This is a genomic window from Dechloromonas sp. A34 (assembly GCF_026261605.1).
Taxonomy (GTDB): Bacteria; Pseudomonadota; Gammaproteobacteria; order Burkholderiales; family Rhodocyclaceae; genus Azonexus.
The window spans coordinates 660011-682407 of record NZ_CP102486.1 but is presented as its reverse complement, the minus strand read 5'-3'; the positions used below and the strand labels follow the sequence as shown (position 1 = coordinate 682407).

At 63.3% G+C, this 22397-nt stretch carries 29 protein-coding genes, 1 tRNA gene and 1 other RNA gene; 20 read left to right on the top strand and 11 right to left on the bottom strand.

The window, feature by feature from the left end; translation table 11 throughout:
• Positions 1-31 precede the first annotated feature (31 nt).
• From NQE15_RS03405 to NQE15_RS03375, 7 genes are all read left to right on the top strand, one after another.
• Entirely contained in the window at positions 32-493 is a 462-nt protein-coding gene (locus NQE15_RS03405; protein ID WP_265946540.1) for a bacteriohemerythrin, read from the top strand.
• Positions 490-1665 (top strand): acyl-CoA dehydrogenase, encoded by a 1176-nt coding sequence (locus NQE15_RS03400; protein WP_265946538.1) that lies wholly within the window; start codon positions 490-492, stop codon positions 1663-1665. Before NQE15_RS03405 ends, NQE15_RS03400 begins: the two co-directional genes overlap by 4 nt.
• A gap of 32 nt (positions 1666-1697) precedes the next feature.
• The gene (locus NQE15_RS03395) at positions 1698-2189 is read left to right on the top strand and encodes a methylated-DNA--[protein]-cysteine S-methyltransferase (RefSeq protein WP_265946536.1); all 492 of its coding nucleotides are present in this window, start codon (positions 1698-1700) and stop codon (positions 2187-2189) included.
• Positions 2170-3075: a site-specific tyrosine recombinase XerD gene (xerD, locus tag NQE15_RS03390; RefSeq protein WP_265946534.1), complete on the top strand. Its 906-nt coding sequence runs from the start codon at positions 2170-2172 to the stop codon at positions 3073-3075. Before NQE15_RS03395 ends, xerD begins: the two co-directional genes overlap by 20 nt.
• A gap of 118 nt (positions 3076-3193) precedes the next feature.
• Positions 3194-3430, top strand: a complete 237-nt coding sequence (locus NQE15_RS03385) for a hypothetical protein (RefSeq protein ID WP_265946532.1) — start codon at positions 3194-3196, stop codon at positions 3428-3430.
• 41 nt (positions 3431-3471) lie between these two features.
• On the top strand, positions 3472-3963 hold the full coding sequence (gene ybaK, locus NQE15_RS03380; protein WP_265946530.1) for a Cys-tRNA(Pro) deacylase: 492 nt from the start codon (positions 3472-3474) through the stop codon (positions 3961-3963).
• Between the two features lie 91 nt (positions 3964-4054).
• Positions 4055-4930 carry a ZIP family metal transporter gene (locus tag NQE15_RS03375; protein ID WP_265946528.1) on the top strand — a complete coding sequence of 292 codons (876 nt, stop codon included), beginning with the start codon at positions 4055-4057 and terminating at the stop codon, positions 4928-4930.
• Here NQE15_RS03375 and NQE15_RS03370 read toward each other — a convergent pair.
• Positions 4927-5277: a dihydroneopterin aldolase gene (locus NQE15_RS03370; protein WP_265946526.1), complete on the bottom strand. Its 351-nt coding sequence runs from the start codon at positions 5275-5277 to the stop codon at positions 4927-4929. The genes NQE15_RS03375 and NQE15_RS03370 overlap by 4 nt on opposite strands.
• A gap of 75 nt (positions 5278-5352) precedes the next feature.
• Between NQE15_RS03370 and plsY the strand changes: the two genes are divergently transcribed.
• Positions 5353-5949: a glycerol-3-phosphate 1-O-acyltransferase PlsY gene (plsY, locus tag NQE15_RS03365; RefSeq protein ID WP_265946524.1), complete on the top strand. Its 597-nt coding sequence runs from the start codon at positions 5353-5355 to the stop codon at positions 5947-5949.
• On the opposite strand, the gene NQE15_RS03360 is transcribed toward plsY, so the two are convergent.
• Entirely contained in the window at positions 5946-6527 is a 582-nt protein-coding gene (locus tag NQE15_RS03360) for a sensor histidine kinase (RefSeq protein ID WP_265946522.1), read from the bottom strand. The two genes, plsY and NQE15_RS03360, sit on opposite strands and share 4 nt — an antisense overlap.
• Before the next feature lie 27 nt (positions 6528-6554).
• Positions 6555-6803 carry a hypothetical protein gene (locus NQE15_RS03355; protein WP_265946520.1) on the bottom strand — a complete coding sequence of 83 codons (249 nt, stop codon included), beginning with the start codon at positions 6801-6803 and terminating at the stop codon, positions 6555-6557.
• Here NQE15_RS03355 and NQE15_RS03350 point away from each other — a divergent pair.
• Together NQE15_RS03350 and NQE15_RS03345 are read left to right on the top strand one after the other, a co-directional pair.
• The gene (locus NQE15_RS03350) at positions 6790-7416 is read left to right on the top strand and encodes a DUF3422 family protein (RefSeq protein WP_265946518.1); all 627 of its coding nucleotides are present in this window, start codon (positions 6790-6792) and stop codon (positions 7414-7416) included. The two genes, NQE15_RS03355 and NQE15_RS03350, sit on opposite strands and share 14 nt — an antisense overlap.
• A 162-nt stretch (positions 7417-7578) precedes the next feature.
• Complete coding sequence (locus tag NQE15_RS03345; protein WP_265946516.1) at positions 7579-7866, top strand: cupin domain-containing protein; 288 nt, start codon at positions 7579-7581, stop codon at positions 7864-7866.
• A 19-nt stretch (positions 7867-7885) separates the two neighbouring features.
• Here NQE15_RS03345 and tsaD read toward each other — a convergent pair whose 3' ends face one another.
• Positions 7886-8917, bottom strand: coding sequence for a tRNA (adenosine(37)-N6)-threonylcarbamoyltransferase complex transferase subunit TsaD (gene tsaD, locus NQE15_RS03340; RefSeq protein WP_265946514.1), 1032 nt, complete (start codon positions 8915-8917; stop codon positions 7886-7888).
• A gap of 137 nt (positions 8918-9054) precedes the next feature.
• Here tsaD and rpsU point away from each other — a divergent pair, with 137 nt between their 5' ends.
• The 9 genes from rpsU to NQE15_RS03295 all read left to right on the top strand — a co-directional run bounded on the left by rpsU (position 9055) and on the right by NQE15_RS03295 (position 14847).
• On the top strand, positions 9055-9267 hold the full coding sequence (gene rpsU, locus NQE15_RS03335; protein WP_265946512.1) for a 30S ribosomal protein S21: 213 nt from the start codon (positions 9055-9057) through the stop codon (positions 9265-9267).
• Between the two features lie 93 nt (positions 9268-9360).
• Positions 9361-9807, top strand: a complete 447-nt coding sequence (locus NQE15_RS03330) for a GatB/YqeY domain-containing protein (RefSeq protein ID WP_265946507.1) — start codon at positions 9361-9363, stop codon at positions 9805-9807.
• Between the two features lie 12 nt (positions 9808-9819).
• Positions 9820-11556 carry a DNA primase gene (dnaG, locus tag NQE15_RS03325; RefSeq protein WP_265946505.1) on the top strand — a complete coding sequence of 579 codons (1737 nt, stop codon included), beginning with the start codon at positions 9820-9822 and terminating at the stop codon, positions 11554-11556.
• Between the two features lie 46 nt (positions 11557-11602).
• The gene (gene rpoD / locus NQE15_RS03320) at positions 11603-13573 is read left to right on the top strand and encodes an RNA polymerase sigma factor RpoD (RefSeq protein WP_416336498.1); all 1971 of its coding nucleotides are present in this window, start codon (positions 11603-11605) and stop codon (positions 13571-13573) included.
• Positions 13574-13580: 7 nt separating this feature from the next.
• A tRNA-Ile gene (locus tag NQE15_RS03315) sits at positions 13581-13657 on the top strand.
• A gap of 117 nt (positions 13658-13774) precedes the next feature.
• Positions 13775-14032, top strand: coding sequence for a transcriptional regulator (locus NQE15_RS03310; protein WP_265946501.1), 258 nt, complete (start codon positions 13775-13777; stop codon positions 14030-14032).
• A 164-nt stretch (positions 14033-14196) separates the two neighbouring features.
• Positions 14197-14391, top strand: coding sequence for a hypothetical protein (locus NQE15_RS03305; RefSeq protein ID WP_265946499.1), 195 nt, complete (start codon positions 14197-14199; stop codon positions 14389-14391).
• Between the two features lie 3 nt (positions 14392-14394).
• Positions 14395-14583, top strand: a complete 189-nt coding sequence (locus NQE15_RS03300) for a type II toxin-antitoxin system HicB family antitoxin (RefSeq protein WP_265946497.1) — start codon at positions 14395-14397, stop codon at positions 14581-14583.
• Positions 14584-14637: 54 nt separating this feature from the next.
• Positions 14638-14847: a hypothetical protein gene (locus NQE15_RS03295; RefSeq protein WP_265946494.1), complete on the top strand. Its 210-nt coding sequence runs from the start codon at positions 14638-14640 to the stop codon at positions 14845-14847.
• A gap of 7 nt (positions 14848-14854) precedes the next feature.
• Here NQE15_RS03295 and NQE15_RS03290 read toward each other — a convergent pair whose 3' ends face one another.
• The 5 genes from NQE15_RS03290 to NQE15_RS03270 all read right to left on the bottom strand — a co-directional run bounded on the left by NQE15_RS03290 (position 14855) and on the right by NQE15_RS03270 (position 18806).
• On the bottom strand, positions 14855-15856 hold the full coding sequence (locus NQE15_RS03290; protein WP_265946492.1) for a catalase family peroxidase: 1002 nt from the start codon (positions 15854-15856) through the stop codon (positions 14855-14857).
• Positions 15857-15883: 27 nt separating this feature from the next.
• The gene (locus tag NQE15_RS03285) at positions 15884-16687 is read right to left on the bottom strand and encodes an anti-sigma factor family protein (RefSeq protein ID WP_265946490.1); all 804 of its coding nucleotides are present in this window, start codon (positions 16685-16687) and stop codon (positions 15884-15886) included.
• The gene (locus NQE15_RS03280) at positions 16684-17184 is read right to left on the bottom strand and encodes an RNA polymerase sigma factor (protein ID WP_265946488.1); all 501 of its coding nucleotides are present in this window, start codon (positions 17182-17184) and stop codon (positions 16684-16686) included. Before NQE15_RS03280 ends, NQE15_RS03285 begins: the two co-directional genes overlap by 4 nt.
• 8 nt (positions 17185-17192) lie before the next feature.
• Entirely contained in the window at positions 17193-17579 is a 387-nt protein-coding gene (locus NQE15_RS03275) for a hypothetical protein (RefSeq protein WP_265946486.1), read from the bottom strand.
• Positions 17580-17657: 78 nt separating this feature from the next.
• A complete protein-coding gene (locus NQE15_RS03270) occupies positions 17658-18806 on the bottom strand; it encodes a class I SAM-dependent methyltransferase (protein WP_265946484.1) in 1149 nt (382 codons plus the stop codon).
• Between the two features lie 281 nt (positions 18807-19087).
• On the opposite strand from NQE15_RS03270, the gene NQE15_RS03265 reads away from it, so the two are divergent.
• Positions 19088-19750, top strand: a complete 663-nt coding sequence (locus NQE15_RS03265; protein ID WP_265946482.1) for a hypothetical protein — start codon at positions 19088-19090, stop codon at positions 19748-19750.
• A 24-nt stretch (positions 19751-19774) separates the two neighbouring features.
• On the opposite strand, the gene rnpB is transcribed toward NQE15_RS03265, so the two are convergent.
• Together rnpB and NQE15_RS03255 are read right to left on the bottom strand one after the other, a co-directional pair.
• An RNA gene (gene rnpB, locus NQE15_RS03260) (RNase P RNA component class A) lies at positions 19775-20157 on the bottom strand.
• Positions 20158-20265: 108 nt separating this feature from the next.
• A complete protein-coding gene (locus tag NQE15_RS03255; protein ID WP_265946480.1) occupies positions 20266-22356 on the bottom strand; it encodes a hybrid sensor histidine kinase/response regulator in 2091 nt (696 codons plus the stop codon).
• Positions 22357-22397: the final 41 nt, after the last annotated feature.

Below are 22397 nucleotides of genomic sequence, written 5' to 3'. Positions count from 1 at the left end.
TCATCAAATCAGTATTGGGGAGAAAAACAGCATGACCATTACCTGGAGCCATGAGCTGGATACCGGCATCGACGTCATCGATCAGCAACACCGCCGGATCGTCGATTTCATCAACGACCTGGAAGCCGCCCAGGTCATGAAGGACAAGAAGAAAATCCGGGAGGTGATCAACGACTGCGTGGACTACACGCTGTCGCATTTCGCCTTCGAGGAAAGCCTGCAGGAAGAGGCCGGCTACCAGTACTGCAAGCCGCACAAGAAAGTGCATGAACTGTTTACCCGCAAGGTCGCGGAATACCAGGAACGCATGCAACTCGGCGACGACGTTTCCGAGGAATTGCATGCCATGCTCGCCCGCTGGCTGGTCAATCACATCAAGCGCGACGACGCCGACTACGTCGGTGCGGTCAAAGCCAACATGCAGGGTGTGATCAAGGAAAAGGAAGAAAAGCAGGAAACCGCCGGCTGGTTCCGGCGCTTTTTCGGCCGATGAGCCGCGCTGCCTTCAACTGGCCGGACCCGCTACTGCTCGACTCGCAGCTGGCCGCCGACGAGCGCCTGGTGCGCGACGCCGCCCACGACTTCGCGCAGAAGAAGCTGGCACCGCGGGTGCGCGACGCCTTCCGGCACGAACACACCGACCCGGCCATCTTCCGCGAAATGGGCGAAATGGGCCTGCTCGGCTGCATGCTGCCGCCGGCCTACGGCGGCGCCGGCCTGAACTACGTCTCCTACGGCCTGGTCGCCCGCGAAATCGAGCGCGTCGATTCGGGCTACCGCTCGATGATGAGCGTCCAGTCCTCGCTGGTCATGGTTCCGATCTACCGCTTCGGCTCCGAGGAACAGCGCCAGAAATACCTGCCCAAACTGGGCAGCGGCAAGCTGATCGGCTGCTTCGGCCTGACCGAGCCAAATTCCGGCTCCGACCCGGCGAGCATGGCCAGCCGCGCGCGCAGCGTGCCCGGCGGCTGGAAACTGTCAGGCAGCAAGATGTGGATCACCAATGCCCCGATCGCCGACGTCTTCGTGGTCTGGGCCAAGGACGACGAGGGCGTCATCCGCGGCTTCATCCTCGAAAAAGACATGGCCGGCCTGACGGCGCCGGTTATCCACGGCAAGGTCGGCCTGCGTACCTCGATCACCGGCGAGATCGTCATGGACGAGGTTTTCGTACCGCATGAAAACCTGTTGCCCAACGTCGCCGGCCTCAAAGGCCCGTTCACCTGTCTCGACTCGGCGCGCTACGGCATCGCCTGGGGCGCCCTCGGCGCCGCCGAGTTCTGCTGGCACACGGCGCGCCAATACACGCTGGATCGCAAGCAGTTCGACCGCCCGCTGGCCGCCAACCAGCTGGTTCAGAAGAAGCTGGCCGACATGCAGACCGAAATCACCCTCGGCATCCAGGGCGTGCTGCGCCTCGGCCGGATGAAGGACGACGGCAGCGCAACGCCGGAGATCACCTCGCTGATGAAGCGCAATTCCTGCGGCAAGGCCCTCGATATCGCCCGCACGGCGCGCGACATGCTGGGCGGCAACGGTATTTCGGACGAATTCGGCGTCATCCGCCACCTGGTCAATCTCGAAGTGGTGAATACCTACGAAGGCACCCACGACATCCATGCCCTGATCCTCGGCCGGGCGCAGACCGGGATTTCCGCTTTCTGATTTCCGGCGCACGCCATTTCCCGGGAGGAAGCATGAGCGAACCGCACTACCAGGCCATCGTCGCCGCTCCCGGCTTCGCCCTCGGCATCCGTTGCGACAACGACGAAGTCAGCGCCATCGAATACCTCGCCCCACAGGCGGCCCAGGCGCCGGGCAACCGTCTGGCGGCCGAGACGGTGCGCCAGATCGAGGCCTACCTGGCCGATCCGGCCTTCGCTTTCGGCCTGCCGCTGCGCCCCGCCGGCACTTTCTTCCAGCGCCGGGTGTGGGCCGAAATCGCCCGCATCCCGCCCGGCCAGACCCTGACCTACGGCCAGGTTGCGAAAAACATCCGCAACGCGCCACGTGCCGTCGGCCAGGCCTGCGGCCGCAATCCCTATCCGCTGGTCGTGCCCTGTCACCGCGTCGTCGCCAGCGGCGGCGGGCTGGGCGGCTTCAGCCAGCACGGCGACGGCTTCATGCTCGACATCAAGCGCTGGCTGCTCAGCCACGAAGGCTGCGATTTTGCCGCTGCGCCCCGCTGACCTCGCCGAGATCGACAATTTCTGCGACGCCCTGTGGCTGGAAGACGGCCTGGCCAAGGCAACGCTCGACAGCTACCGCTCCGACCTCGGCCGGCTCTCTCTCTGGCTGGCCGACAACGGCCACGAGCCGCTGCTCGACATTCGCGAAACGACGCTGACCGCCTTCATCGCCCACCTTTCGCGCCACACCCGCGCCACCTCGCAATCGCGTTACCTGTCGACCCTGCGCCGCTTCTACCGCTGGCAACTCGGGCGCGGCCGCATCGTCGCCGATCCGACGCTGAAGCTGGCCAACCCGGCCCGGCCCTCGCGCCTGCCCAAGGTGACCTCGGAAAAGCAGGTCGACAGCCTGCTCAACGCCCCGGACATCGACACCCCGCTCGGCCTTCGCGACCGCGCCATGCTTGAAACCATTTACGCCACCGGCCTGCGCGTCTCCGAACTGGTCAATCTGAAACTGCACGAGATCGGCTTCAACGAAGGCGTGCTGCGCGCCCTCGGCAAGGGCAGCAAGGAACGCCTGGTGCCGCTCGGCGAACAGGCCATCGACTGGCTCAAACGCTATCTCGACGAAGCGCGCCCGGAAATTCTCAAGGGACAGCAAAGTGACGCCCTGTTCGTCACCGCCCGCGGCGGCGCCATGACCCGCCAGGCCTTCTGGCAATTGATCAAGCGCTACGCGACGATCGCCGGCATCGCCCCGGAAAAGCTGTCGCCACACGTGCTGCGCCACGCCTTCGCCACCCATCTCCTGAACCACGGCGCCGATCTCCGCGTCGTCCAGCTCTTGCTCGGCCATGCCGACATTTCGACCACCCAGATCTACACCCACGTCGCCCGCGAGCGCCTGAAGAGCCTGCACGCGATCCATCATCCACGCGGCTAGTGCCAGGAAATTCTTTCATCGCCGCCGGAACTTTCTAGCAGTCTTTGCTGGCAAACACAGTGCCGGTGATAATCTTCCCCCCTGCCCCATGCTCGCCTTCCACGACCGAGGTGAAATCATGAAACTCCCAGCCGCCACCCTGCTCACCGCTGCCGCCTTGTTCCTCTCCATTCCCGTCGCCGAAGCCCTGCCCGGCCCCGGCCACCTGCCCGGCCCTGGGGCCACCCGCCTGCATCGACCGCCCGCCGCGCCGGGCTATCGGCCATCCAAACGCGTCCATCGGGGCTATTACCGCCCCTATCGTGCTCCCGTCCCGCCCGGCCTACCTCGCCCGCTCCGCCCGCCGCGCCCCTGAACGGCACGGGCCGTTGTCGTGTGCCACACTCTTGATCCAATATGAGCAAAATCGAAAACGCCCCCGAAACACAGGCGACAAAGTTTCTGAAGTCGCACAAGATCGCTTTCTCCAGCCATCTCTATGCCTACGAAGAGCACGGCGGCACCAAGGTTTCTGCCCGCGAACTGAATGTCGACGAACACGCCGTCGTCAAGACACTGATCTTCGAGGACGAGAACGCCAAGCCACTGATCGTGCTGATGCATGGCGACTGCAAAGTATCTGCCAAGGAACTCGCCCGCCAGATCGGCTGCAAGCGCGTTGAGCCCTGCAAGCCGGAAGTCGCCAACCGCCACACCGGCTTCCTGGTCGGCGGCACCAGCCCGTTTGGCACCAAAAAGGCGATGCCGATCTATCTCGAAAAGACCATCCTCGACCAGTCACTGATTTACATCAACGGCGGCCGGCGCGGCTACCTGGTTGGCATCCATCCGCACGACCTGCTGCGGGTGCTGCAGCCGAAAACCGTTGAAGTTGCCAATCAGGCGTAATTACATTTAACAATCGATCTAATTTATTCAATCGATTGGAGCTATACATCAGCGGCGGATAAAGTTGCTCTCAACCCGAAGGAGAGCAGCCATGACGCAACTGGTCATTCATCACTACGCCAAGCCCACAGCCCAAGCCAAGCTGGGGGCCGGCATCTTGATGGCGATCGTCGCCATCACCTTCGCCATCGAGCAATCGGCGCACTGGCTGAGCGCCCATCCGATGGCCGCCCGCGGCCTCGAAGCCAGCCTGCTGGCAGGCCTCGCCACCGGTCTCGGCGCCTTGCCCATCCTCTTCCTCCGCCGGCCATTAGAAAAGCTGATGGCGCCGATGCTCGGCCTGGCCGGCGGCATGATGCTCGCGGCCAGCCTCTTCTCGCTGCTCGTGCCGGCCGTGCAGACGGTTGCCGCCAGCACCGTACCCGGGCTGCTCGGCCCACTCACCGCCCTCGCCTTCATGGCTGGCGTGGCGGCGATGCAGCAGATGGATCGGCGCACCGCCCACGCCCATGTCGAGACGATCGACGGCAGTCGGGCCATGCCGCGGGTCGGCCTGGTGGTCGCCGCGATCGCCCTGCACAACGTACCGGAAGGCCTCGCCGTCGGCGTCGCCGCGGCCTCGGGCGCCGACCACGGCATGACGTTCGGCATTGCCTTGCAGAATATTCCGGAAGGTTGGATCGTCGCCAGCGCCATGTTGGCGCTCGGAGCCGCCCCCTGGCGTGCCGCCTGGATCGCTCTCGGCACTGGCCTCGTCGAGCCTGTCGGCGGCCTGTTCGGGGTCATCGCCAGCACGCTGGCCGGCGGCGCCCTGCCGCTCGCCCTGGCAGCAGCGGCCGGGGCAATGCTCTGGGTGGTTAGTCACGAATTGATTCCGGCCTCGCACAAACCGGGCAGCGAAGCGGCCGGGACGGCCGGCCTGGCCAGCGGTTTTGCCTTGATGGCGGCATTGGCCGCCGTGTTCTAGACCGAACGCTCGATGATCACGCCGACGCGCTTGACGCCCGGCATCATGCCGAGCTTGGCGACCGAGACACGGACCCAGTGCACGGCGAAGGTTTCGAGCAGATAGGTTGCGACATGCTCGGCCAGGGCTTCGAGCAGGTTGAAATGGCTGGTCGACAGGTCGCCGCGCAGGCGCTCGACGACCACCGCGTAATCGACCGTGTCGCGGATGTCGTCACTGGCTCCGGCCGACGCAGTCGAGACCCCGATTTGCAGTGAAATCTCGACCGTCTGCGGCATGGCCTTTTCACGCGGATAGATGCCTATCCAGGTCTCTGCGCGTAGTTCGTCGATGAAAATGATGTCCATTCGGGGCCCGGAAGTCTTGGCGGTGTAAAATTTGCCGCGATTGTACCCCAGCGACCCAACCCCACCTCCCCGACCATGCAAACCGCCCTTGCCCTAGTTGCCGCCTACCTGCTCGGCTCCGTTCCCTTTGCCATGATCGCCTCGCGCCTCTTCGGTCTGGCCGATCCGCGCACCTACGGCTCGGGCAATCCGGGCGCGACCAATGTCCTGCGCAGCGGCAACAAGAAGGCGGCGCTATTCACCCTGATCGGCGACGCGCTGAAGGGCTGGGTGGCCGTGTTCACCGCGCAGCAGATGGCCTTCAGCAGCACAGTGGTCGGTCTCGTCGCATTGGCTGTATTCTTCGGCCACCTCTACCCGATCTTCCTCAAATTCAAGGGCGGCAAGGGCGTCGCCACGGCGGCCGGCGTGCTCATCGCGCTCGACCTCGGGCTCGGCCTGGCCGTGCTCGCCACCTGGATATTCGTCGCCTTCGCCTTCCGCTACTCGTCGCTGGCGGCCGTCCTCGCCGCGGCCATGGCACCGGTGTTCTCGGCGCTGATGCACGGCGCCGGCGGCCAGATCCTGATCGTCGGCATCCTCGCCATGGCACTGGTCGGCAAGCATTGGGTGAATATCCAGCGGCTGCTGGCCGGCCAGGAATCGAAGATCGGCAGCAAGAAAAAGGCTTAGGCCGCCCCCGCAACCAGAGGAAGGCGGACCTCGACCAGCAGGCCACCGCCGGGCGCATCCGCCAACGAGATCTCGCCGTCATGGCCGAGGACGATTTCGCGAACGATCGACAGCCCCAGACCGCTCCCCGTGTAATCGCCGCCATCGAGGCGGAAAAAGCGCAGAAAAACCTGTTCCCGGAACTGGGCAGGAATGCCCGGCCCGTTGTCGACCACCCGGATTCTCGTCATGGACGCCGCTTCCGGCGCCAAATCCACCGCCACGGTGACAATGCCGCCTTCCGGCGTGTAACGCAGCGCATTGTCGACCAGATTGGCGACCAGTTCGCGCAGCAACACCGGATGCCCGGCGACGACCAGCGGCACTGCCCCGCCCTCGAAGCCGAGATCGATCTCCTTGCGCTCGGCCAACGGCAGCAGTTCGACCACCATGTCGCGCGCCACGGCGACGATATCGACCGGCTGCCGGGCCACCATCAGGCCATTGATCGGTTCGGCGCGCGACAGCGACAGCAACTGGTTGGTCAGCCGGATGGCACTGCCCAGGCTATGGTGCAGCGCCTCGATGGCCGGTCGCATTTCAGCCTCGGACTGCTGGCGCAGCGCCTACTCGGCCTGCGTGTTGAGCACGGCGAGCGGCGTCCGCAACTGGTGCGCGGCATCGGTGATAAAGCGGCGCCGCGCCTCGAGCATGGCGCCGATGCGCTCCATGTGCAGGTTGATCGCATCAACCAGCGGCTTGACCTCGTGCGGCACGCCGACCGCATCGATCGGCGTCAGATCGTCGTCCGGCCGTTCGCGAATCGCCTGCCCGAGGTTGTCGATCGGCTGCACGGCAATCATGGTCGCGAACAACGCGACGGCCAGGGCAACGACGACGAGCAGGATGTCGACGACGACCTCGCTTTCGGTCGCATACCGCTTCAGCGCGGCCCAGGCCTATTACCGCATCGTTGGCGCCCGGATCGGCGAGTTGCGCGAACGGCGCATCGAAGGCGTGCCGACCATCGGCGAATTCATGGAACGCCGGCTGGCCCCAGCCATGGACACCTGCGTTTCGGTCGCCGCCCGCCAGGAGGCGCTGGCCACCCGGATCAACCGCTCGAACGACATGCTGCGCACCCGCGTCAATCTGGCCCAGGAACGGCAGAGCCAGAGCGTGCTCGAAAGCCTGAGCCGCAGCGCCCGCCGGCAACTGCAATTGCAGCAGGCGGTCGAAGGCCTGTCGGTAGTGGCCATCTCCTATTACGGCATCGGACTCGCCGCCTATGCGCTGAAGGCCCTCAAGGGCTGGGGTCTGGACCTGCCGGTCGACCAGATCATCGGCCTGCTGCTGGCGCTGGTCGCCGCCGCGACCTGGCTGGGCATCCGCCGCCTGCATCGACGGCTGCACCAGCCGCATCCGATAGCCAAACAAAATCGCCAAGATACAAGCAATCGATTGGAGCAATCGACTACCAAATCCTAGACTAGGCACATCGGGTCAAAACTGACCAACCTTCAGTCAAGGAGAACACGATGATTTCAAGACTCATCCGACAGTTAATCGAGGACGAACCCGTTTGGGCTTCCTATGTCGAAATCCTGGCGGCACGCCCCGACCGCCATTGATCGGCCAGGAGGAACCGCCATGAACCACCCGGAATTCGCCACCCTCGAGCAATTCACCGCCCAGGCCCTGAGCGCAGGCTTTGACGAAGTGCTGGAACGGCAATGGCCGCCGCGGACGGTGCTCGACACCCACACCCATCCGTTTGCGCTGAAGGCCATCGTCGTACAGGGCGAAATGTGGCTGACCGTCGGCGACGCGACGCAACATTTACGGACCGGCGATCACTTTGCGCTGGACCGCGAGGTGCCGCATGCCGAACGCTACGGGGAGGTTGGTGCTACCTATTGGGTGGCACGGCGCAACTGAGTCTGCCGCCAAAGGAGGATCAGGCCCCGTTGCCGGAAATATCCATCAACGGCCAGCGCGGCTGCACGGCAAACTCCCCGGCCGGCTTGGACGGCGAACCGGCCTGCAGGCGCAGGCAACCGGCGAGAGCAATCATCGCGCCGTTGTCGGTACAGAATTCGAGTTCCGGGTAATAGACGCGGAAACGCTTGCGCCTCGCCTCGTCGTCCAGCGTCGCCCGCAACTGTTTGTTGGCGCCGACGCCTCCGGCCACCACCAGTTGCTTGAGGCCGGTCTGCTTCAGCGCCTTCAGGGATTTCTTGACCAGCACCTCGACGATCGCCTCCTGGAAGGCGCGCGCCGCATCGGCCTTGAAGGTTTCGGTCAACGGTTGATCCTGTTCGCGAACCAGGGTCAGGACGGCCGTCTTCAGGCCGGAGAAACTGAAATTGAGGTCGCCGGAATGCTGCATCGGGCGCGGCAGTTCATAGATGCCCGGCGTCCCTTGTTCGGCCAGTTGCGACAGCAGGGCGCCGCCGGGATAGGGCAGGCCGAGCAGCTTGGCGCTCTTGTCGAAAGCCTCGCCGGCCGCGTCGTCCAGGGTTTCGCCGAGCAGTTCGTATTCGCCGACCCCGGTCACCCGCATCAACTGGGTATGGCCGCCGGAAACCAGCAGCGCGACAAAGGGAAAGCTCGGCGGATCGCGCGACAGCAGCGGGGAGAGCAGATGCCCTTCGAGGTGATGGACCGGGATCGTCGGCTTGTCCAGCGCCAGGGCCAGGGCCTCGGCGAAGGCGCAGCCGACCAGCAGCGCCCCGGCCAGGCCCGGCCCCCGCGTGTAAGCCACGGCGTCGACCTCGTCCAGCCGGCGTCCGGCGCGGCCCACGGCCTCGCGGAGCAGGGGCACGACGCGCCGGATATGATCGCGCGAGGCGAGTTCGGGCACCACACCGCCGTACTCGGCATGCATCGCGACCTGCGAATGCAGGGCGTGCGCCAACAGGCCTTCCGCGCTGTCGTAGAGCGCGATACCGGTTTCGTCGCAGGAGGATTCGATACCCAGGATCAACATCGGCGCGCATTTTAACACTTGGAACAACAAGGTTTTTTGAATATACTGCTCGGCTACCCGCAAACCTGCGGAACAATTTTTGCGCGCACTGCCGATTACTTGACCTGGCAGGCGCCTAACGGAAGGGGGTGATTTATATGCCGAACATTCGTGTCAAGGAAAACGAGCCGTTCGAGGTGGCGATTCGCCGCTTCAAGCGTACTGTCGAGAAGACGGGCCTCCTGACCGAGCTGCGCGCCCGTGAGTTTTACGAAAAGCCCACCGCCGAGCGCAAGCGTAAGGCTGCCGCTGCTGTCAAACGTCAGCACAAGCGCCTCCGTAGCCTGACCCTGCCGCCGAAACTTTACTAATCCAGTAAGTTTTCGTCGTCCCAAGAGCCGCCCGCCCTCAAAAGCCGGCGGCTTTGTCTTTTTTCCGGCAATCATTTCCTGAAGAAGCGCACCATGAGCCTCAAAGCACGCATCACCGAAGACATGAAAACGGCCATGAAGGCCAAGGAATCGGCCAAGCTCTCGGCCATCCGTCTGCTGCTCGCCGCGGTCAAACAAAAGGAAGTCGATGAGCGCGTCGAACTCGACGACGCCGCCGTCGTCGCCGTCGTCGAAAAGCTGACCAAGCAGCGCAAGGACAGCGTCACCCAGTACGAAGCCGCCGGCCGCCAGGAACTGGCGGAGGCCGAGAAGTTCGAAATTGCCGTGCTGGCCGCCTACCTGCCGGAAAAGATGAGCGCCGAAGAAACAGCTGCCGCCGTCGCCGCCGCCGTCGCCGAAACCGGCGCCAAAGGCCCGGCAGACATGGGCAAGCTGATGGCCGTCCTCAAGCCCCGGCTGGCCGGCAAGGCCGACATGGGCGAGGTCTCGAAGCTGGTCAAGGCTGCCCTGACCGCCTAAGGGAGTCGGCACGTGATTCCGGATTCCTTCATTCAGGATCTGCTGGCCCGGGTCGACATCGTCGACTTGGTGGACACCTATGTGCCGCTCAAAAAAGCCGGGGCCAACTACGCCGCCTGCTGCCCCTTCCACAACGAGAAATCGCCGTCCTTCACGGTCAGCCCGACCAAGCAGTTCTACCACTGCTTCGGCTGCGGCGCCCACGGCACGGCGATCGGCTTCGTCATGGAATACCAGGGCGTCGGCTTCGTCGATGCCGTCAAGGAACTGGCCGGCCGCGCCGGCATGCAGGTGCCGGAAAGCGAAGGACGCAGCGTCAATGACGAGAAGCCCGGCCAGACCCGGACCCTGATCGACGTCATGGGCCGCGCCGCCCAGTACTACAAGGACCAGCTCAAGGCTTCGCCGCGCGCCATCGAGTACTGCAAGAAACGCGGTCTGTCCGGCGAGGTCGCCGCCCGTTTCGGCATCGGCTACGCGCCGGACGGCTGGCAGAACCTGCAAGCCGTTTTCCCGAATTACAACGCCGACGAACTCAAGGTCGCCGGCCTGGTCATCGAGAACGAGGCCGGCCGCCGCTACGACCGCTTCCGCGACCGGCTGATGATCCCGATCATCAACCCCAAGGGCGACATCATCGCTTTCGGCGGGCGGATCATCGACCAGGGCGAACCGAAATACCTGAACTCGCCGGAAACACCGCTTTTCGAAAAAGGCCGCGAGCTGTTCGGCCTGCCGCAGGCCCGCCAGGCGCTGCGCGACACCGACACCGCGATCGTCACCGAAGGCTACATGGACGTCATCGCGCTCTCCCAGAACGGCGTCGGCAATGCGGTGGCGACGCTCGGCACGGCGACCACGGCGACCCACGTGACCAAGCTACTGCGTCAGGTCGACCGCATCGTCTTCTGCTTCGACGGCGACAATGCCGGCCGCAAGGCCGCCTGGCGCGCCCTGGAAAACTCGCTGGAGGCGCTGGCCGACAACAAGCGCCTCGGTTTCATCTTCCTGCCCCAGGAGGACGACCCGGACAGCTACATCCGCGCCCACGGCAAGGCCGAGTTCGACCGCCTGGTCGCCCAGGCCATGCCGCTCTCCGACTTCCTGCTGCGCGAGCTGGCCCAGCGCTGCGACCTGACCAGTTCCGAAGGCAAGGCCCAGCTGATCTATGAAGCCAAGCCGCTGCTCTTGAAGCTGCCGACCCCGCTGCTTCGCCTGCAACTGGTCAAGCGCCTGGCCGAGGCCAGCGGTTTCGCCCAGCCCGAAGTCGAACGCCTCTGCGAACTGAAGTCCTACACGCCGCCCGCCCCGCCCAAGGCCAAGCGCACCGCACCGTCGCTGACCCGCAACCTGCTGCGCATCGTGCTCCACAAGCCGCAACTGGCCAGCCAGTTACCACCCGATCTGCTCCCCGACACCCCGGAGCGGCCGGCGCTGATCCGCCTGCATCAACTGGTCACCGCCCATCACGAGGCCGCCAGCTACGCCATGCTGCGCGAGCAACTGCGCGGCCTGCCCGAAGAGACGATGATCGAGAATGCAGCTTCGGAACTTCTCGGCCAGCAATTTGACGAAGCGGAAGCAGAGGAAGAATTTCGCGACACCCTGGAAAAACTGCGGGGCGGCGAACAGAAACGGCTCTTCGCCGATCTCCAGGCCAAAGCCCAACAATTCGGCGTTGCCGGCCTGAGTGCGGCAGAGAAGCAAACCTATATACAGCTCCTCTCCGCGGGCTCAAATCGTAGCTAAGTTGTGGTATAATTTATGGTTTTCTCCAATTACATGGAACGTGTTCATGGCTAAGGCAAAAGACACCGCTAAGGAAGCCCCGAAGGCTCGCATCAGCAAAGCCAAGGAGAAGGCTGCCGAAAAGGCGCTGCTCGAGGGGGCAATGGCAGAAACCCCGGAACCGCTCGACGCCGAGGCGCGCAAGACGCGCCTCAAGAGCCTGATCAAGCTCGGCAAGGAACGCGGTTACCTGACCTACGCCGAAATCAACGACCACCTGCCGGATGACGTGGTCGACGCGGAAAGTATCGAAGCCATCATTTCGACGTTCAGCGAAATGAGCATCCAGGTTTTCGACGAAGCCCCGGCTGCCGAAGACCTGTTGATGTCGGACACGGCCGCCACCCCGGCGGATGACGAAGAAGTCGAAGCCCAAGCCGAACAAGCACTTTCCTCGGTCGATTCGGAATTCGGCCGCACCACCGACCCGGTCCGCATGTACATGCGCGAAATGGGTTCGGTCGAACTGCTCACCCGCGAAGGCGAAATCGAAATCGCCAAGCGCATCGAAGAAGGCCTCAAGCACATGGTGCAGGCCATCTCCGCCTGCCCGACGACGATTGCCGACATTCTCGAATCTGCCGCCAAGGTCGAAGCCGACGAAATGCGCATCGACGAACTGGTCGATGGTCTGATCGACCCCAATGCCGTCGTTGCCGAACCGGCTCCCGAAGTACCGGAAGAGGAAGAAGAAGAGGAAGACGACGAGGCCGAGGAAGAGGATGGCGGCGCTGGCGCCGTTTCCGCCTCCCTGCTGCAACTCAAGGTCGACGCCCTGGAGCGCTTCAAGATCATCCGCGCCCTCCATGCCAAGATGCAGAAGGCGTTGTCGAGCAAGGGCTCGCAGGACAAGACCTACCTCAAGCTGCAACAGGAGATCTCCGAGGAGCTGATGAACATCCGCTTCACCTCGCGCTCGATCGAACGCCTGTGCGACAGCGTGCGCGGCATGGTCGAGCAGGTCCGTGGCTCGGAACGCAAGATTCAGCAACTCTGTGTCGATCGCGTCAAGATGCCGCGCCCGCACTTCATCCAGTCCTTCCCGGGCAATGAAGTCAATATCGACTGGGTCGACGGCGAAATCGCTTCTGCCCCCAAGACCTACGTCGCCATCCTGACCCGCACCGCGCCGGACATCAAGGAACAGCAGAAGAAGCTGCTCGCCCTCCAGGACCGCATCGGCATTTCGCTGAAGGAACTCAAGGACATCAACAAGCAGATGTCCACCGGCGAAGCCAAGGCCCGTCGCGCCAAGCGCGAAATGACCGAAGCCAACCTGCGCCTGGTCATCTCGATCGCCAAGAAATACACCAACCGCGGCCTGCAGTTCCTCGACCTGATCCAGGAAGGCAACATCGGCCTGATGAAGGCCGTGGACAAATTCGAATACCGCCGCGGCTACAAGTTCTCGACCTACGCCACGTGGTGGATCCGCCAGGCCATCACCCGCTCCATCGCCGACCAGGCGCGGACCATCCGCATCCCGGTGCACATGATCGAGACGATCAACAAGATGAACCGGATCAGCCGCCAGATCCTGCAGGAAACCGGCGCCGAACCGGATCCCGCGACGCTGGCCAAGAAGATGGACATGCCCGAGGATAAGATCCGCAAGATCATGAAGATTTCCAAGGAGCCGATCTCCATGGAAACTCCGATCGGCGACGACGACGACTCCCACCTCGGCGACTTCATCGAAGATCAAGGCACCCTGGCCCCGGCCGATGCGGCGATGTATTCAAGCCTGCGCGGCGTCACCAAGGAAATCCTTGACACCCTGACGACCCGGGAAGCCAAGGTCCTGCGCATGCGTTTCGGCATCGAAATGAACACCGACCACACCCTGGAAGAAGTCGGCAAGCAATTCGACGTCACCCGCGAACGCATCCGCCAGATCGAAGCCAAAGCCCTGCGCAAGCTGCGTCACCCGAGCCGTTCCGACAAGTTGCGCAGTTTCATCGACACCAGCGGCAGCTAAAGCTTTCGGGCCTGTAGCTCAGTTGGTTAGAGCAGAGGACTCATAATCCTTTGGTCCACGGTTCAAGTCCGTGCAGGCCCACCACAAATTGCATTTAGCCCCGGACACGAGCCGGGGCTGACTGCTTTAACCGCTTCATGCAACCACTTTCCATGAAGCAATGCAGCAAACCATTTTTCAGTTACTAGCGAGGCACCAGACATGCACACCGACTCCATCCTCTTGCATCTGAAAAAACACGGGCAGCTAATGGATTCGGAGATCGCGGCCAAGACCGGCATCGCCCTGCCGGATGTTCGCGTCACGCTATCCGACCTGGCATCGCAGAAACAAATCTCGATGTGCAGCATGACCACGTTCAAGAATGGTCAGCCTATCGAAGGCTTCTTCTGCCGCGCCGCCGGCTACATGCCATCGGCAGCCCCGGGTCGCAAACCCGGCGTAAAAACCAAGCAATAGTCGACGACACCGGCTTGGGGCGCCTCCAGCGCCCCCCCGAATCCTTCGGCGGACTGTGCCCCCGCCAGCCCCCCTTTTCCCAAGGCGGCTGGCGCACACTCCAGTAATTAAGCCCGAGCAGGCTGGCGATCAAGGCAAAAATTTGCCGACCATCAGGTGAGACCATGAAGAAAGTTGCGTTCATCACGGCGCTGGCACTGTGCTCCGCCAACCTATGGGCCGGCCCGGCCCCCTGGTACAAATGGCACAGTCGAGACGCCGACTACGACATCTGCGCCCAAACCTCGCCGGGTAACGGCTGGGTAATCATCAAGGGGCCGTTCGAGGATTCGGCCTGCAAGAAACTTCTACGGAATTGAAGCATGGCAACCACACTCAACTACACGGTCGAGGAAGAGGGCGACGTTTTCATCGCGCGCTGTATCGAGCTGGACATTTCATCTGACGGGCTGACCAGGGACGAAGCCGTCGCCAACCTGCAGGAAGCGCTCGATTGCTACTTCGCCAATCCGGAGGCCCGATTGGACTGGGCAGAGCGCGACGCCGAATAGCTCAGCCAGTCCGCCCCCGCCCCGCCGATGACAGCGCGCGCGCAAATTACTATCATGCCGCATATGCCCAAATGGATACCGGCTCCCGGAGCCATCGCCACTTACCTCGGCCGGACGCGAGCCAACACGCGCACGGTGCGGGTGCTGGCCGAAGCGGTGGCCGGCCGGATGGTGGTTGAAGCCGTCGGCAAGAAAGGCGTCAATGTGCGCTTCACGGTCAAGCGCGAAAACCTGGCCCGGCCGCAGCCCGACCTGTTCGATTGAGGCAGCGCTATTGCCCCGCGGCCCGCTTGCCGAATGACACGGCATAGGCCGACGAACGGAATTTCAGTACCGGATCGTTGCTTGGCGCAATGCCGTCAGCCATCACCAGGGGGTCATAGTTGATCGCTTCGCAAGCCGCACCTTTCTGCGCCAACGCACGGCTGATTGATAGCGTGCCGGCCTTGAACTGCTTACGTTCGGCCGGCCACGGCAGGGTCGGATCGTCTTCTGGATCACCCAGCTGCCCGATGCTAACCATCATGTCCCAGCGCACCGCCCCCTGCGTCGTACGCTCGATCAGCGCCGCCTCCAGGAAATTGGCGCCGGCGCTCTTCAACTCCTCGTCGCTCAACCGCTTCTCACCATCCTGCGGCACGAACTGCCAGCGGACCGGGGTCACCTTGCCCTTGCGGTCGATGAACTTGAAGGTATGGATGCCCCAATAAGCACTGTTGGCATAGCTCGCCGGCGGATTGTTGCTGGCTAGGTGCTGGCTCTGCGCCAGGCTATCCGGATGGCTTTCCTTGAAGGCCTTCATCTTCTCCGGGTCGGGCTTGCCGGTTGCCGGGTCGGGCTTCAAGGCCAGCATCAGGTCGAGAAAGGTTTTCGGGCGAGCGGCGCCGAACATCGGGGTATTGAGCATCGCCATCTGGTGCAGCTGGCCACCGGGCAATTTGAACTGCAATGCCATGCCGCGCACGCTTTTGGCGGTATCCGGCGCCTTGGGGTTGCCGCCGGCCAGCGAGAAGCGGGCGACGACCGGCACCGGTTTGCCGGCGAACAGTTTGGAACGCGAGTAGACCGCCGCCTCCTTGGTTCCGACGAACTCGCCGACGGCGCAGGTGCCCTTGGTGTGATTGCGCCGCTCGCCGGGATTGACGCCGAAGACCCCTTCGATGGCGCCGACGACCTGGACGGCGTCGACTTCCGCAGCCAGCGCCGGGGGCAAAGGAAGGGCAATGAGGACAAGGCTGGCAAACGCATAGTGCGGCAAATTTTTCTTTTGCATGGAGGTACTCCGATCGGGGTTGGGGGCTTACTTGCGTTCGAGCTGGTCGTAGGCCGCCGTCGCCACCTTGGCCAGTTCGCCCTTGGCGATGCTTCCGGACAGGGCATAGCCGAACTTGCCGTCCACCCAGTAGAAGACATTGATCTCGCCTTCGCGGGCAAAGCGGAACCCAGTATCGCGGCGAACCGTATTTTCGGTGCTCACGTAGAGGGTCAGGCGCTGGCCGCTGCCTTCCTGGTACATGAACTGGGCGACCGGGCCGCTGTTACCAGGCAATAGACGGCCACCGACCAGTTCGTAGCCGATCGCCCCCAGCTTCGGCGGGCTGACCGGCGTACCGAGCCGCTTGCTCAGCCACTTGACCAGCTGATCCTCCTGTTCGGCCGTGACCTCGACCGGGCGACGCAGATCGGGGCTATAGACGACATGGGCCACCGCCGCCTGGCGTGACAAGGGGACGACCTGGGCCAGCCGCTCGCTGGCCTGATATTGGCCGTGGCCGAGCCAGCCGGCGGCGCCGCCGAGCATGGCGATGACCAAGCTGGCGGCGATGCGCTGCAGCGACCAGCGCGTAAGTAAGGGGCGATGCGGCGCACCGGCGCCGGCCGGCGGCAGCTCGGCCAGTTCGCGCATGGCGGCCGGCAAGGGCTCGTCGAGCACCGGATCGAACAGGGTGCGCAAGGCAGCTTTCTGTTCGCGATAAGCCTGCAGGCGCTCGGCTTCATCGGGATGCACCGCCAGATAGGCTTCGATTTCGCCCCACCGGCTTTCCGGCAGGCGGCCGTCGACGTAGGCGTGGAGGTCTGCTTCGGTGATGGAATGGGTGTTCATCGCACGACTCGCAGGTTGCTCGGTGGCTGGCGGGCTTCGAGGATCAGCCGCAAGCGCTCCCGGCCGCGCGACAGACGGGACATCACGGTTCCGACCGGAATGCCCAGCGTGGAAGCGACTTCGTCATAGCTCATTTCCTCGAGCGCAACGAGCAGCAGCACGGCACGCTGCTCTTCCGGCAAGCGGGCCAGGGCCGACTCCAGATCGCTGACTTCCAGTCGGTCGGTTTGCGTGGCGCGGGTCGGCACCTCGAATTCTTCATCATCCATGGGCAGTGTCTTCAGGCCGGGACGGCGCAATTGATCGACGCGCAGGTTATGCATGATGCCGAACAGCCAGGCGCGCAGATCGCTGCCCGGCCGCCACTGGGCGAAGCGCGACCAGGCGCGTTCGAGCGTGTCCTGCACCAGGTCGTCGGCCGCCGCGCGATCGCCGACCATCGCCCGCGCATAACGGCGCAAGCGGGGCAACTCGGTCAGGATCGCGGCGCTGTCCACGTCAGGCCTTAAGGCTTCGCGACGTGCCAAACATTATTGAACCCGTCACCGGTCGTATCGCCCGGCTTCTGGTCCTTGACCCAGTAGTACAGCGGCTTGCCCTTCAGGGCCCACTGCTTCTTACCGTCGTCGCGGCTGATCACGCTGTAGTCGCCGCTCGCCATGTCGCCATCCATCGCGAACAGCGGCGGCCAGTTGGTGGCGCAGGGGCCGTTGCAGGCGCTCTTGCCGCTGCCGGTGGCATCCTTGTCGAAGACGTAGAGGGTCATGCCGTTGCTGCCGGTAAGCATGCCGTTCGAGACCATGGCAGGGGCAGCGGGACGGGAACCGGCGCCGGAACATGCGGCCAGGGTGGCGGACAGAAGTAGAGCGAGTACCAGGTTGGCTTTTTTCATGATTATCTCCGTTGGTTTTGGGGTGCTTCACCTGGATATACGGAAATCTGACCGGCATTATTCCGCCGCCTGCTAAATTTATTCGCCGACCGCCCCCAGTCGCCACAGCGAGGTCACCTCGGCCGCCCGCGCCGCGTGCAGCGGATCGCTGCGGTCGCTGGCCTTGGGGTGTTGCGGCCGGGTATCGATGCGGCCGAGCACGGTCAGCCCCGCCACTGCGATCCAGCCCAGCAGTTCGTCACGCGAGCGCAGGCCGAGATGTTCGGCGAGGTCGGAGATGATCAGCCAGCCCTCGCCACCCGGAGCCAGATGCGCCGCCAGCCCAGCCAGGAAGCCACGCAGCATGCGCGAATCCGGGTCGTAGATGGCGTATTCAATCGGAGAACTGGGCTGTGCCGGCACCCAGGGCGGATTGCAGACGACCAGGGGCGCCCGGCCATCGGGAAATAGATCAGTCTTGACGATGTCGACTGTGCTCGCCAGACCGAGCCGCTGGATGTTTTCGCCAGCGCAGGCCAGGGCCCGGCTGTCCTGGTCGGTCGCCACCACCCGCTTGATGCCGCGGCGGGCAAGCACCGCGGCCAGGATGCCGGACCCGGTACCGATGTCGAAAGCAAGATCGCAAGCCGCTGGCAACGGCGCCTTGGCCACCAGATCGACATATTCGCCGCGCACCGGCGAGAACACCCCGTAATGCGGATAGATGCGGCCCTCGACGGCCGGCACCGGAATGCCCTTCTTGCGCCACTCATAGGCGCTGACCACGGCCAGCAATTCGCGCAGCGAGACCACCGAATCCTCTTCCGCCTGACCATAGGCTTCCAGACAGGCCTGTCGGACATCTTGGGCGCGCCGTAGCGGCACGCTGTAGTCGGCCTTCAACGGCACCAGCAGCAGGCCGAGCAGGGCGGCACGCCGCCCCTGATTGCGGCGATGCTGCTCGAAAGCCAAGGCCGGTGTCGCCGGCTTCACCTCGCTGCCCGCCCGCGGCTGGCGATCGGCCCGCCGGCTCAGCGCTTGCAGCAGATTGCGCGCATTCTGCCAGTCACCACGCCAGAGCATGGCGATACCTTCCTTGGCATGGCGGTAGGCGGCGTCGGCTCCCAGCCGATCATCGGCAACGACGACGCTGCGATGTGGCGGGACGGCCGCCTCGGAACGCCAGCGTGCGGCGTGCGGCGCGCCATTCTCAGACCAATGAATTGTTGGGTAGGTAGTCGAGTTCATGCGGCATTGTAGGGGAGAAGACGCACCGACATTGATCCTGGTCATGCCCCGAGGTTTTCTGCACGCTAGACTGCGCGGCTACCCAGCTGCCATGCCAGAGGAAAATCCGTGAACAATCCGACTGCCCCCGACATTACCAGCGTCATCGAGTCCGCGATGAGTCGCTTCGCCCCAGCGCGCCGGGCCACAGGGCGCCGGAACCGGCCAGGGAAAGAAAGAACCTTGGTCGACGGGACTACGACCGAGCATTGGCTCGGCGCCTGGAACAATTGCAAACGGCGATGGGGGAAAGCCCAGCTGCGGAGCCGCCTGCGGCCCAAGCGACAAGCGTTTCCCCGAGCGCCGCCCCGCGAACCACGCCAGCAGCCACCCTCCTCGCCACGGCGCTGGTTTCTGCCTTGGCCGGCGCCGGTGCGATGTGGCTGGCCATCGGCGGCCAGCCGGAGAACGAACCAACCCGGACGCAAATCATCAACGCCGCGCCAGTCCCCGTTGCGCCACCAGTGGCCCCGCAAGCGCCGGTGGCCGAAGCCGCCGCGCCGGCCACTAGCGAACCCGCCCCCATGGTCAACAGCGACGAGGATCAGGCGCGCAAGCTGCTTGAGTCCTGGCGACACGCCTGGTCGAGCCGCGACGGCGACGCCTACCTCAGTTTCTACAGCCCCAACTTCACGCCGGCCGACGGCCAGAAGCGCGCCGACTGGGCCGCGGCCCGCCGCAAGAACCTGGCCAGCCGCCCGTCCATCAAGATCGAGGTACGGGAAATCAATGTTGAACGCATCGACGAACGGCAATTGAGGCTGGCCTTCCTGCAGGACTACGCAGCAGGCAGCTACCGCGAAACCGCTCAGCCGAAAATCCTGCGCCTGGTTCGCCAGGAAGGCAAATGGCTGATCGCCGAAGAATGGCAGGGTATGGCGCCCGCAGTTGCCCCGAGCAAATAGGCGGGGGACGGCCCCTTAAACAGAGTGGAAAGCCGGCCGATAAGCCGGGTTCTGTTCCCCCCTTGCGGGGTTCGGCAATCATTCCTCTAGGCCTGCCGTCACCGACAGGCTCAAGCAACCTACCCGGAAGCAGCGCGGGCCACGCCTAACGCTTCCCTATTTGGTCTTGCTCCGGATGGGGTTTGCCATGCCGCTGAACGTTACCGCCAGCGCGGTGAGCTCTTACCTCGCCGTTTCGCCCTTACCTGATCCCCTTGCGGGGCCATCGGCGGTTTATTTTCTGTTGCACTTTCCGTTGCCTTGGGTCTTGCGACTTATAGCACCCAGTCGTTAACTGGCATCCTGCCCAATGGAGCCCGGACTTTCCTCCCGATACTTGCGTATCCAGCGATTGCCTGGCCGACTTTCCGGGGCAGATTATACGCGGTGAGTCGCAATTGGCGGGAAAAGGGTGGGGCTTGCGTCGATGCAACCCCACTGAGCGAACCTGCGGCACCTGCAATGCAGACGATCAGTCAGAACCCCGGCTTTTCCAGCCAAGTCAGCAAGGTCTTGAACAACTTTTCCGGATCGACCGGCTTGGCGATGTGGTCACTCATGCCGGCATCGAAGCAAACCTGCCTGTCCTCGCCAAATGCGTTAGCAGTCAGCGCAAGGATGGGGGTATGGGAATGAGTTGGCAACAGACGAATCAGCCGTGTTGCCTCAATCCCATTCATGACCGGCATCTGCATATCCATCAGGATCAGGGCATAGGGATTGTGTCGAGCCAGCGCAACAGCCTGCTGACCATCCTCGGCCAGATCGACCCGAAGACCAACATCCTCCAGCAGCCCCCGCGACACCTCCTGATTGATCGGCTCGTCTTCGGCAAGAAGGATACGAGAACCGGCATAACGCGCCCTGATCCGCATTTCGGCAGTATCGTTGTCGAAAGTCGGGGGTGCGGTAGCAGCCTCATTGACTTTGCTCAGACGGGCGGTAAACCAAAAGGTACTTCCTTCGCCCAGGACACTGTCGATACCGATTTCTCCCCCCATCATTTGCGTCAAGCTTTTGCTGATGGCCAGACCCAGGCCAGTACCGCCATACTGGCGGGTCATCGAGCCGTCAGCCTGCTCGAAGGCACTAAACAGGCGCTGCTGGTTTTCCTCACTAATCCCGATACCGGTATCCTGGACCTCGAACCGAAGCAGCACATCCACCGGACCATCTTCTGCCAGAAAAACTCGCACCCTAACCGATCCGTTTTCCGTAAATTTGACCGCGTTGCCGGTCAAATTCAGCAATACCTGCCCCAGCCGAAACGAATCGCCAAGAAGCGATAGCTGCGCAAGCGCTGGTGCCGGATTGACATGCAGGGTCAACCCTTTTTCCCGAACCCGATGTTCGATCAGACTAACCAGATTTTCCAGTACTTCGCCCAGCCTGAAACTAACCCGCTCCAGCGTCAGGCGCCCGGCCTCGATTTTCGAAATATCGAGAATGTCGTTGATCAGATGCAGCAGGTGATGCGAGGCCTTGCTTACCTTGCCTAGCTGATCAATGAGTTTCGGATCGCTCGCATGCCTCAACGCGAGTTCAGTCATGCCAATGATGCCGTTCATCGGCGTGCGCAACTCGTGGCTCATATTGGACAGGAAAATGCTCTTGGCCCGGGATGCCGCCTCGGCCGCATCCCGGGCCTGCAGCAAATCCTCTTCGACCTGATTGATCCGCCGGAACAGGTAGGCCAGAAGAAAACCCAAGGCAACCATGGCAACCGCGCCAAGCAGCCCGTTCCGTAGCGCCGATTGCATGACCTTGCCGGTGATCGTCGCTGTCGGCACACTCATGAACGCCACCCAGTTAGCGGGGGAAACTGAAGCAACGGCCGTATAGCGCTTTACCCCATCCGTCCCAAGCGACTCGTATTGACCATCCCTGACCTGTAGCGCCCGCTGCGGCCCCGGCAAATCGGCAATTCGTTTGCCGATCAGTTTCTCCGGGTCGGTATTGCGCCAGATCAATGTTCCGTCGGCAGACAGAAGGCCAAAGCGCGTTCCCTCCGGCAGCGACTCACTCGGAATGTTCAGACTAAAGCGCTCGAGATCAAGGGGCAGGCCGAGAAAACCAAGCAACTCGTGTCGATCATCCCATACCGGCTCGATAAGTACCGACACTAGCCGACCGGTAATGGGGCCGATAAACGGGTTGCCGACGAGGAATCTCTTCTCGACCAATGCCCGCTTGAACCACTCTGTTTTCGCCACGGAGACCGGCTTCCCCCCGGGTTGAGGCACCCCGGAACAGGGTGCGAGACCGTTGAGATCAATCGTCGTCAGATTGGCGAACTCCGGGAACAATTCAACAAAATCGACCAATATCGGGTCACAACTGCCCATATCCATGGCCCGAATGGCCGGTCGCTTTCCCAGTCGAGTCAAGCGACCACGATTGCGTTCCAGAACACCGGCCGCATTGTCGGCAATCAATTTGGTGAGTGTTGCAAGCCGCCCCTGCTCCTGGGCTAGTACACTCTGATAATCGGAATAGAGCGTGATGCCAAGCATACCGGTCAGCGCCAAAGCCACTACCCCGACGAGGACGAAGAGGTAACGTCTCATCGATACGACAGTTGCCGCCACCATAGTATTAATTTCCGCCG

Bases quoted from the DNA above. Each gene is read 5' to 3' on its own strand.
- NQE15_RS03295 (WP_265946494.1), top strand. From the start codon at position 14,638: ATGCCGCATATGCCCAAATGGATACCGGCTCCCGGAGCCATCGCCACT.
- NQE15_RS03385 (WP_265946532.1), top strand. From the start codon at position 3,194: ATGAAACTCCCAGCCGCCACCCTGCTCACCGCTGCCGCCTTGTTCCTC.
- NQE15_RS03330 (WP_265946507.1), top strand. From the start codon at position 9,361: ATGAGCCTCAAAGCACGCATCACCGAAGACATGAAAACGGCCATGAAG.
- NQE15_RS03370 (WP_265946526.1), bottom strand. From the start codon at position 5,277: ATGGACATCATTTTCATCGACGAACTACGCGCAGAGACCTGGATAGGC.
- rpoD (WP_416336498.1), top strand. From the start codon at position 11,603: ATGGCTAAGGCAAAAGACACCGCTAAGGAAGCCCCGAAGGCTCGCATC.
- NQE15_RS03395 (WP_265946536.1), top strand. From the start codon at position 1,698: ATGAGCGAACCGCACTACCAGGCCATCGTCGCCGCTCCCGGCTTCGCC.
- NQE15_RS03350 (WP_265946518.1), top strand. From the start codon at position 6,790: ATGGTCGCGAACAACGCGACGGCCAGGGCAACGACGACGAGCAGGATG.
- NQE15_RS03375 (WP_265946528.1), top strand. From the start codon at position 4,055: ATGACGCAACTGGTCATTCATCACTACGCCAAGCCCACAGCCCAAGCC.
- NQE15_RS03400 (WP_265946538.1), top strand. From the start codon at position 490: ATGAGCCGCGCTGCCTTCAACTGGCCGGACCCGCTACTGCTCGACTCG.
- ybaK (WP_265946530.1), top strand. From the start codon at position 3,472: ATGAGCAAAATCGAAAACGCCCCCGAAACACAGGCGACAAAGTTTCTG.
- NQE15_RS03255 (WP_265946480.1), bottom strand. From the start codon at position 22,356: ATGAGACGTTACCTCTTCGTCCTCGTCGGGGTAGTGGCTTTGGCGCTG.
- NQE15_RS03285 (WP_265946490.1), bottom strand. From the start codon at position 16,687: ATGAACACCCATTCCATCACCGAAGCAGACCTCCACGCCTACGTCGAC.
- NQE15_RS03405 (WP_265946540.1), top strand. From the start codon at position 32: ATGACCATTACCTGGAGCCATGAGCTGGATACCGGCATCGACGTCATC.
- rpsU (WP_265946512.1), top strand. From the start codon at position 9,055: ATGCCGAACATTCGTGTCAAGGAAAACGAGCCGTTCGAGGTGGCGATT.
- NQE15_RS03305 (WP_265946499.1), top strand. From the start codon at position 14,197: ATGAAGAAAGTTGCGTTCATCACGGCGCTGGCACTGTGCTCCGCCAAC.
- NQE15_RS03310 (WP_265946501.1), top strand. From the start codon at position 13,775: ATGCACACCGACTCCATCCTCTTGCATCTGAAAAAACACGGGCAGCTA.
- plsY (WP_265946524.1), top strand. From the start codon at position 5,353: ATGCAAACCGCCCTTGCCCTAGTTGCCGCCTACCTGCTCGGCTCCGTT.
- NQE15_RS03290 (WP_265946492.1), bottom strand. From the start codon at position 15,856: ATGCAAAAGAAAAATTTGCCGCACTATGCGTTTGCCAGCCTTGTCCTC.
- tsaD (WP_265946514.1), bottom strand. From the start codon at position 8,917: ATGTTGATCCTGGGTATCGAATCCTCCTGCGACGAAACCGGTATCGCG.
- NQE15_RS03360 (WP_265946522.1), bottom strand. From the start codon at position 6,527: ATGCGACCGGCCATCGAGGCGCTGCACCATAGCCTGGGCAGTGCCATC.
- NQE15_RS03300 (WP_265946497.1), top strand. From the start codon at position 14,395: ATGGCAACCACACTCAACTACACGGTCGAGGAAGAGGGCGACGTTTTC.
- NQE15_RS03265 (WP_265946482.1), top strand. From the start codon at position 19,088: ATGGGGGAAAGCCCAGCTGCGGAGCCGCCTGCGGCCCAAGCGACAAGC.
- NQE15_RS03275 (WP_265946486.1), bottom strand. From the start codon at position 17,579: ATGAAAAAAGCCAACCTGGTACTCGCTCTACTTCTGTCCGCCACCCTG.
- NQE15_RS03270 (WP_265946484.1), bottom strand. From the start codon at position 18,806: ATGAACTCGACTACCTACCCAACAATTCATTGGTCTGAGAATGGCGCG.
- NQE15_RS03345 (WP_265946516.1), top strand. From the start codon at position 7,579: ATGAACCACCCGGAATTCGCCACCCTCGAGCAATTCACCGCCCAGGCC.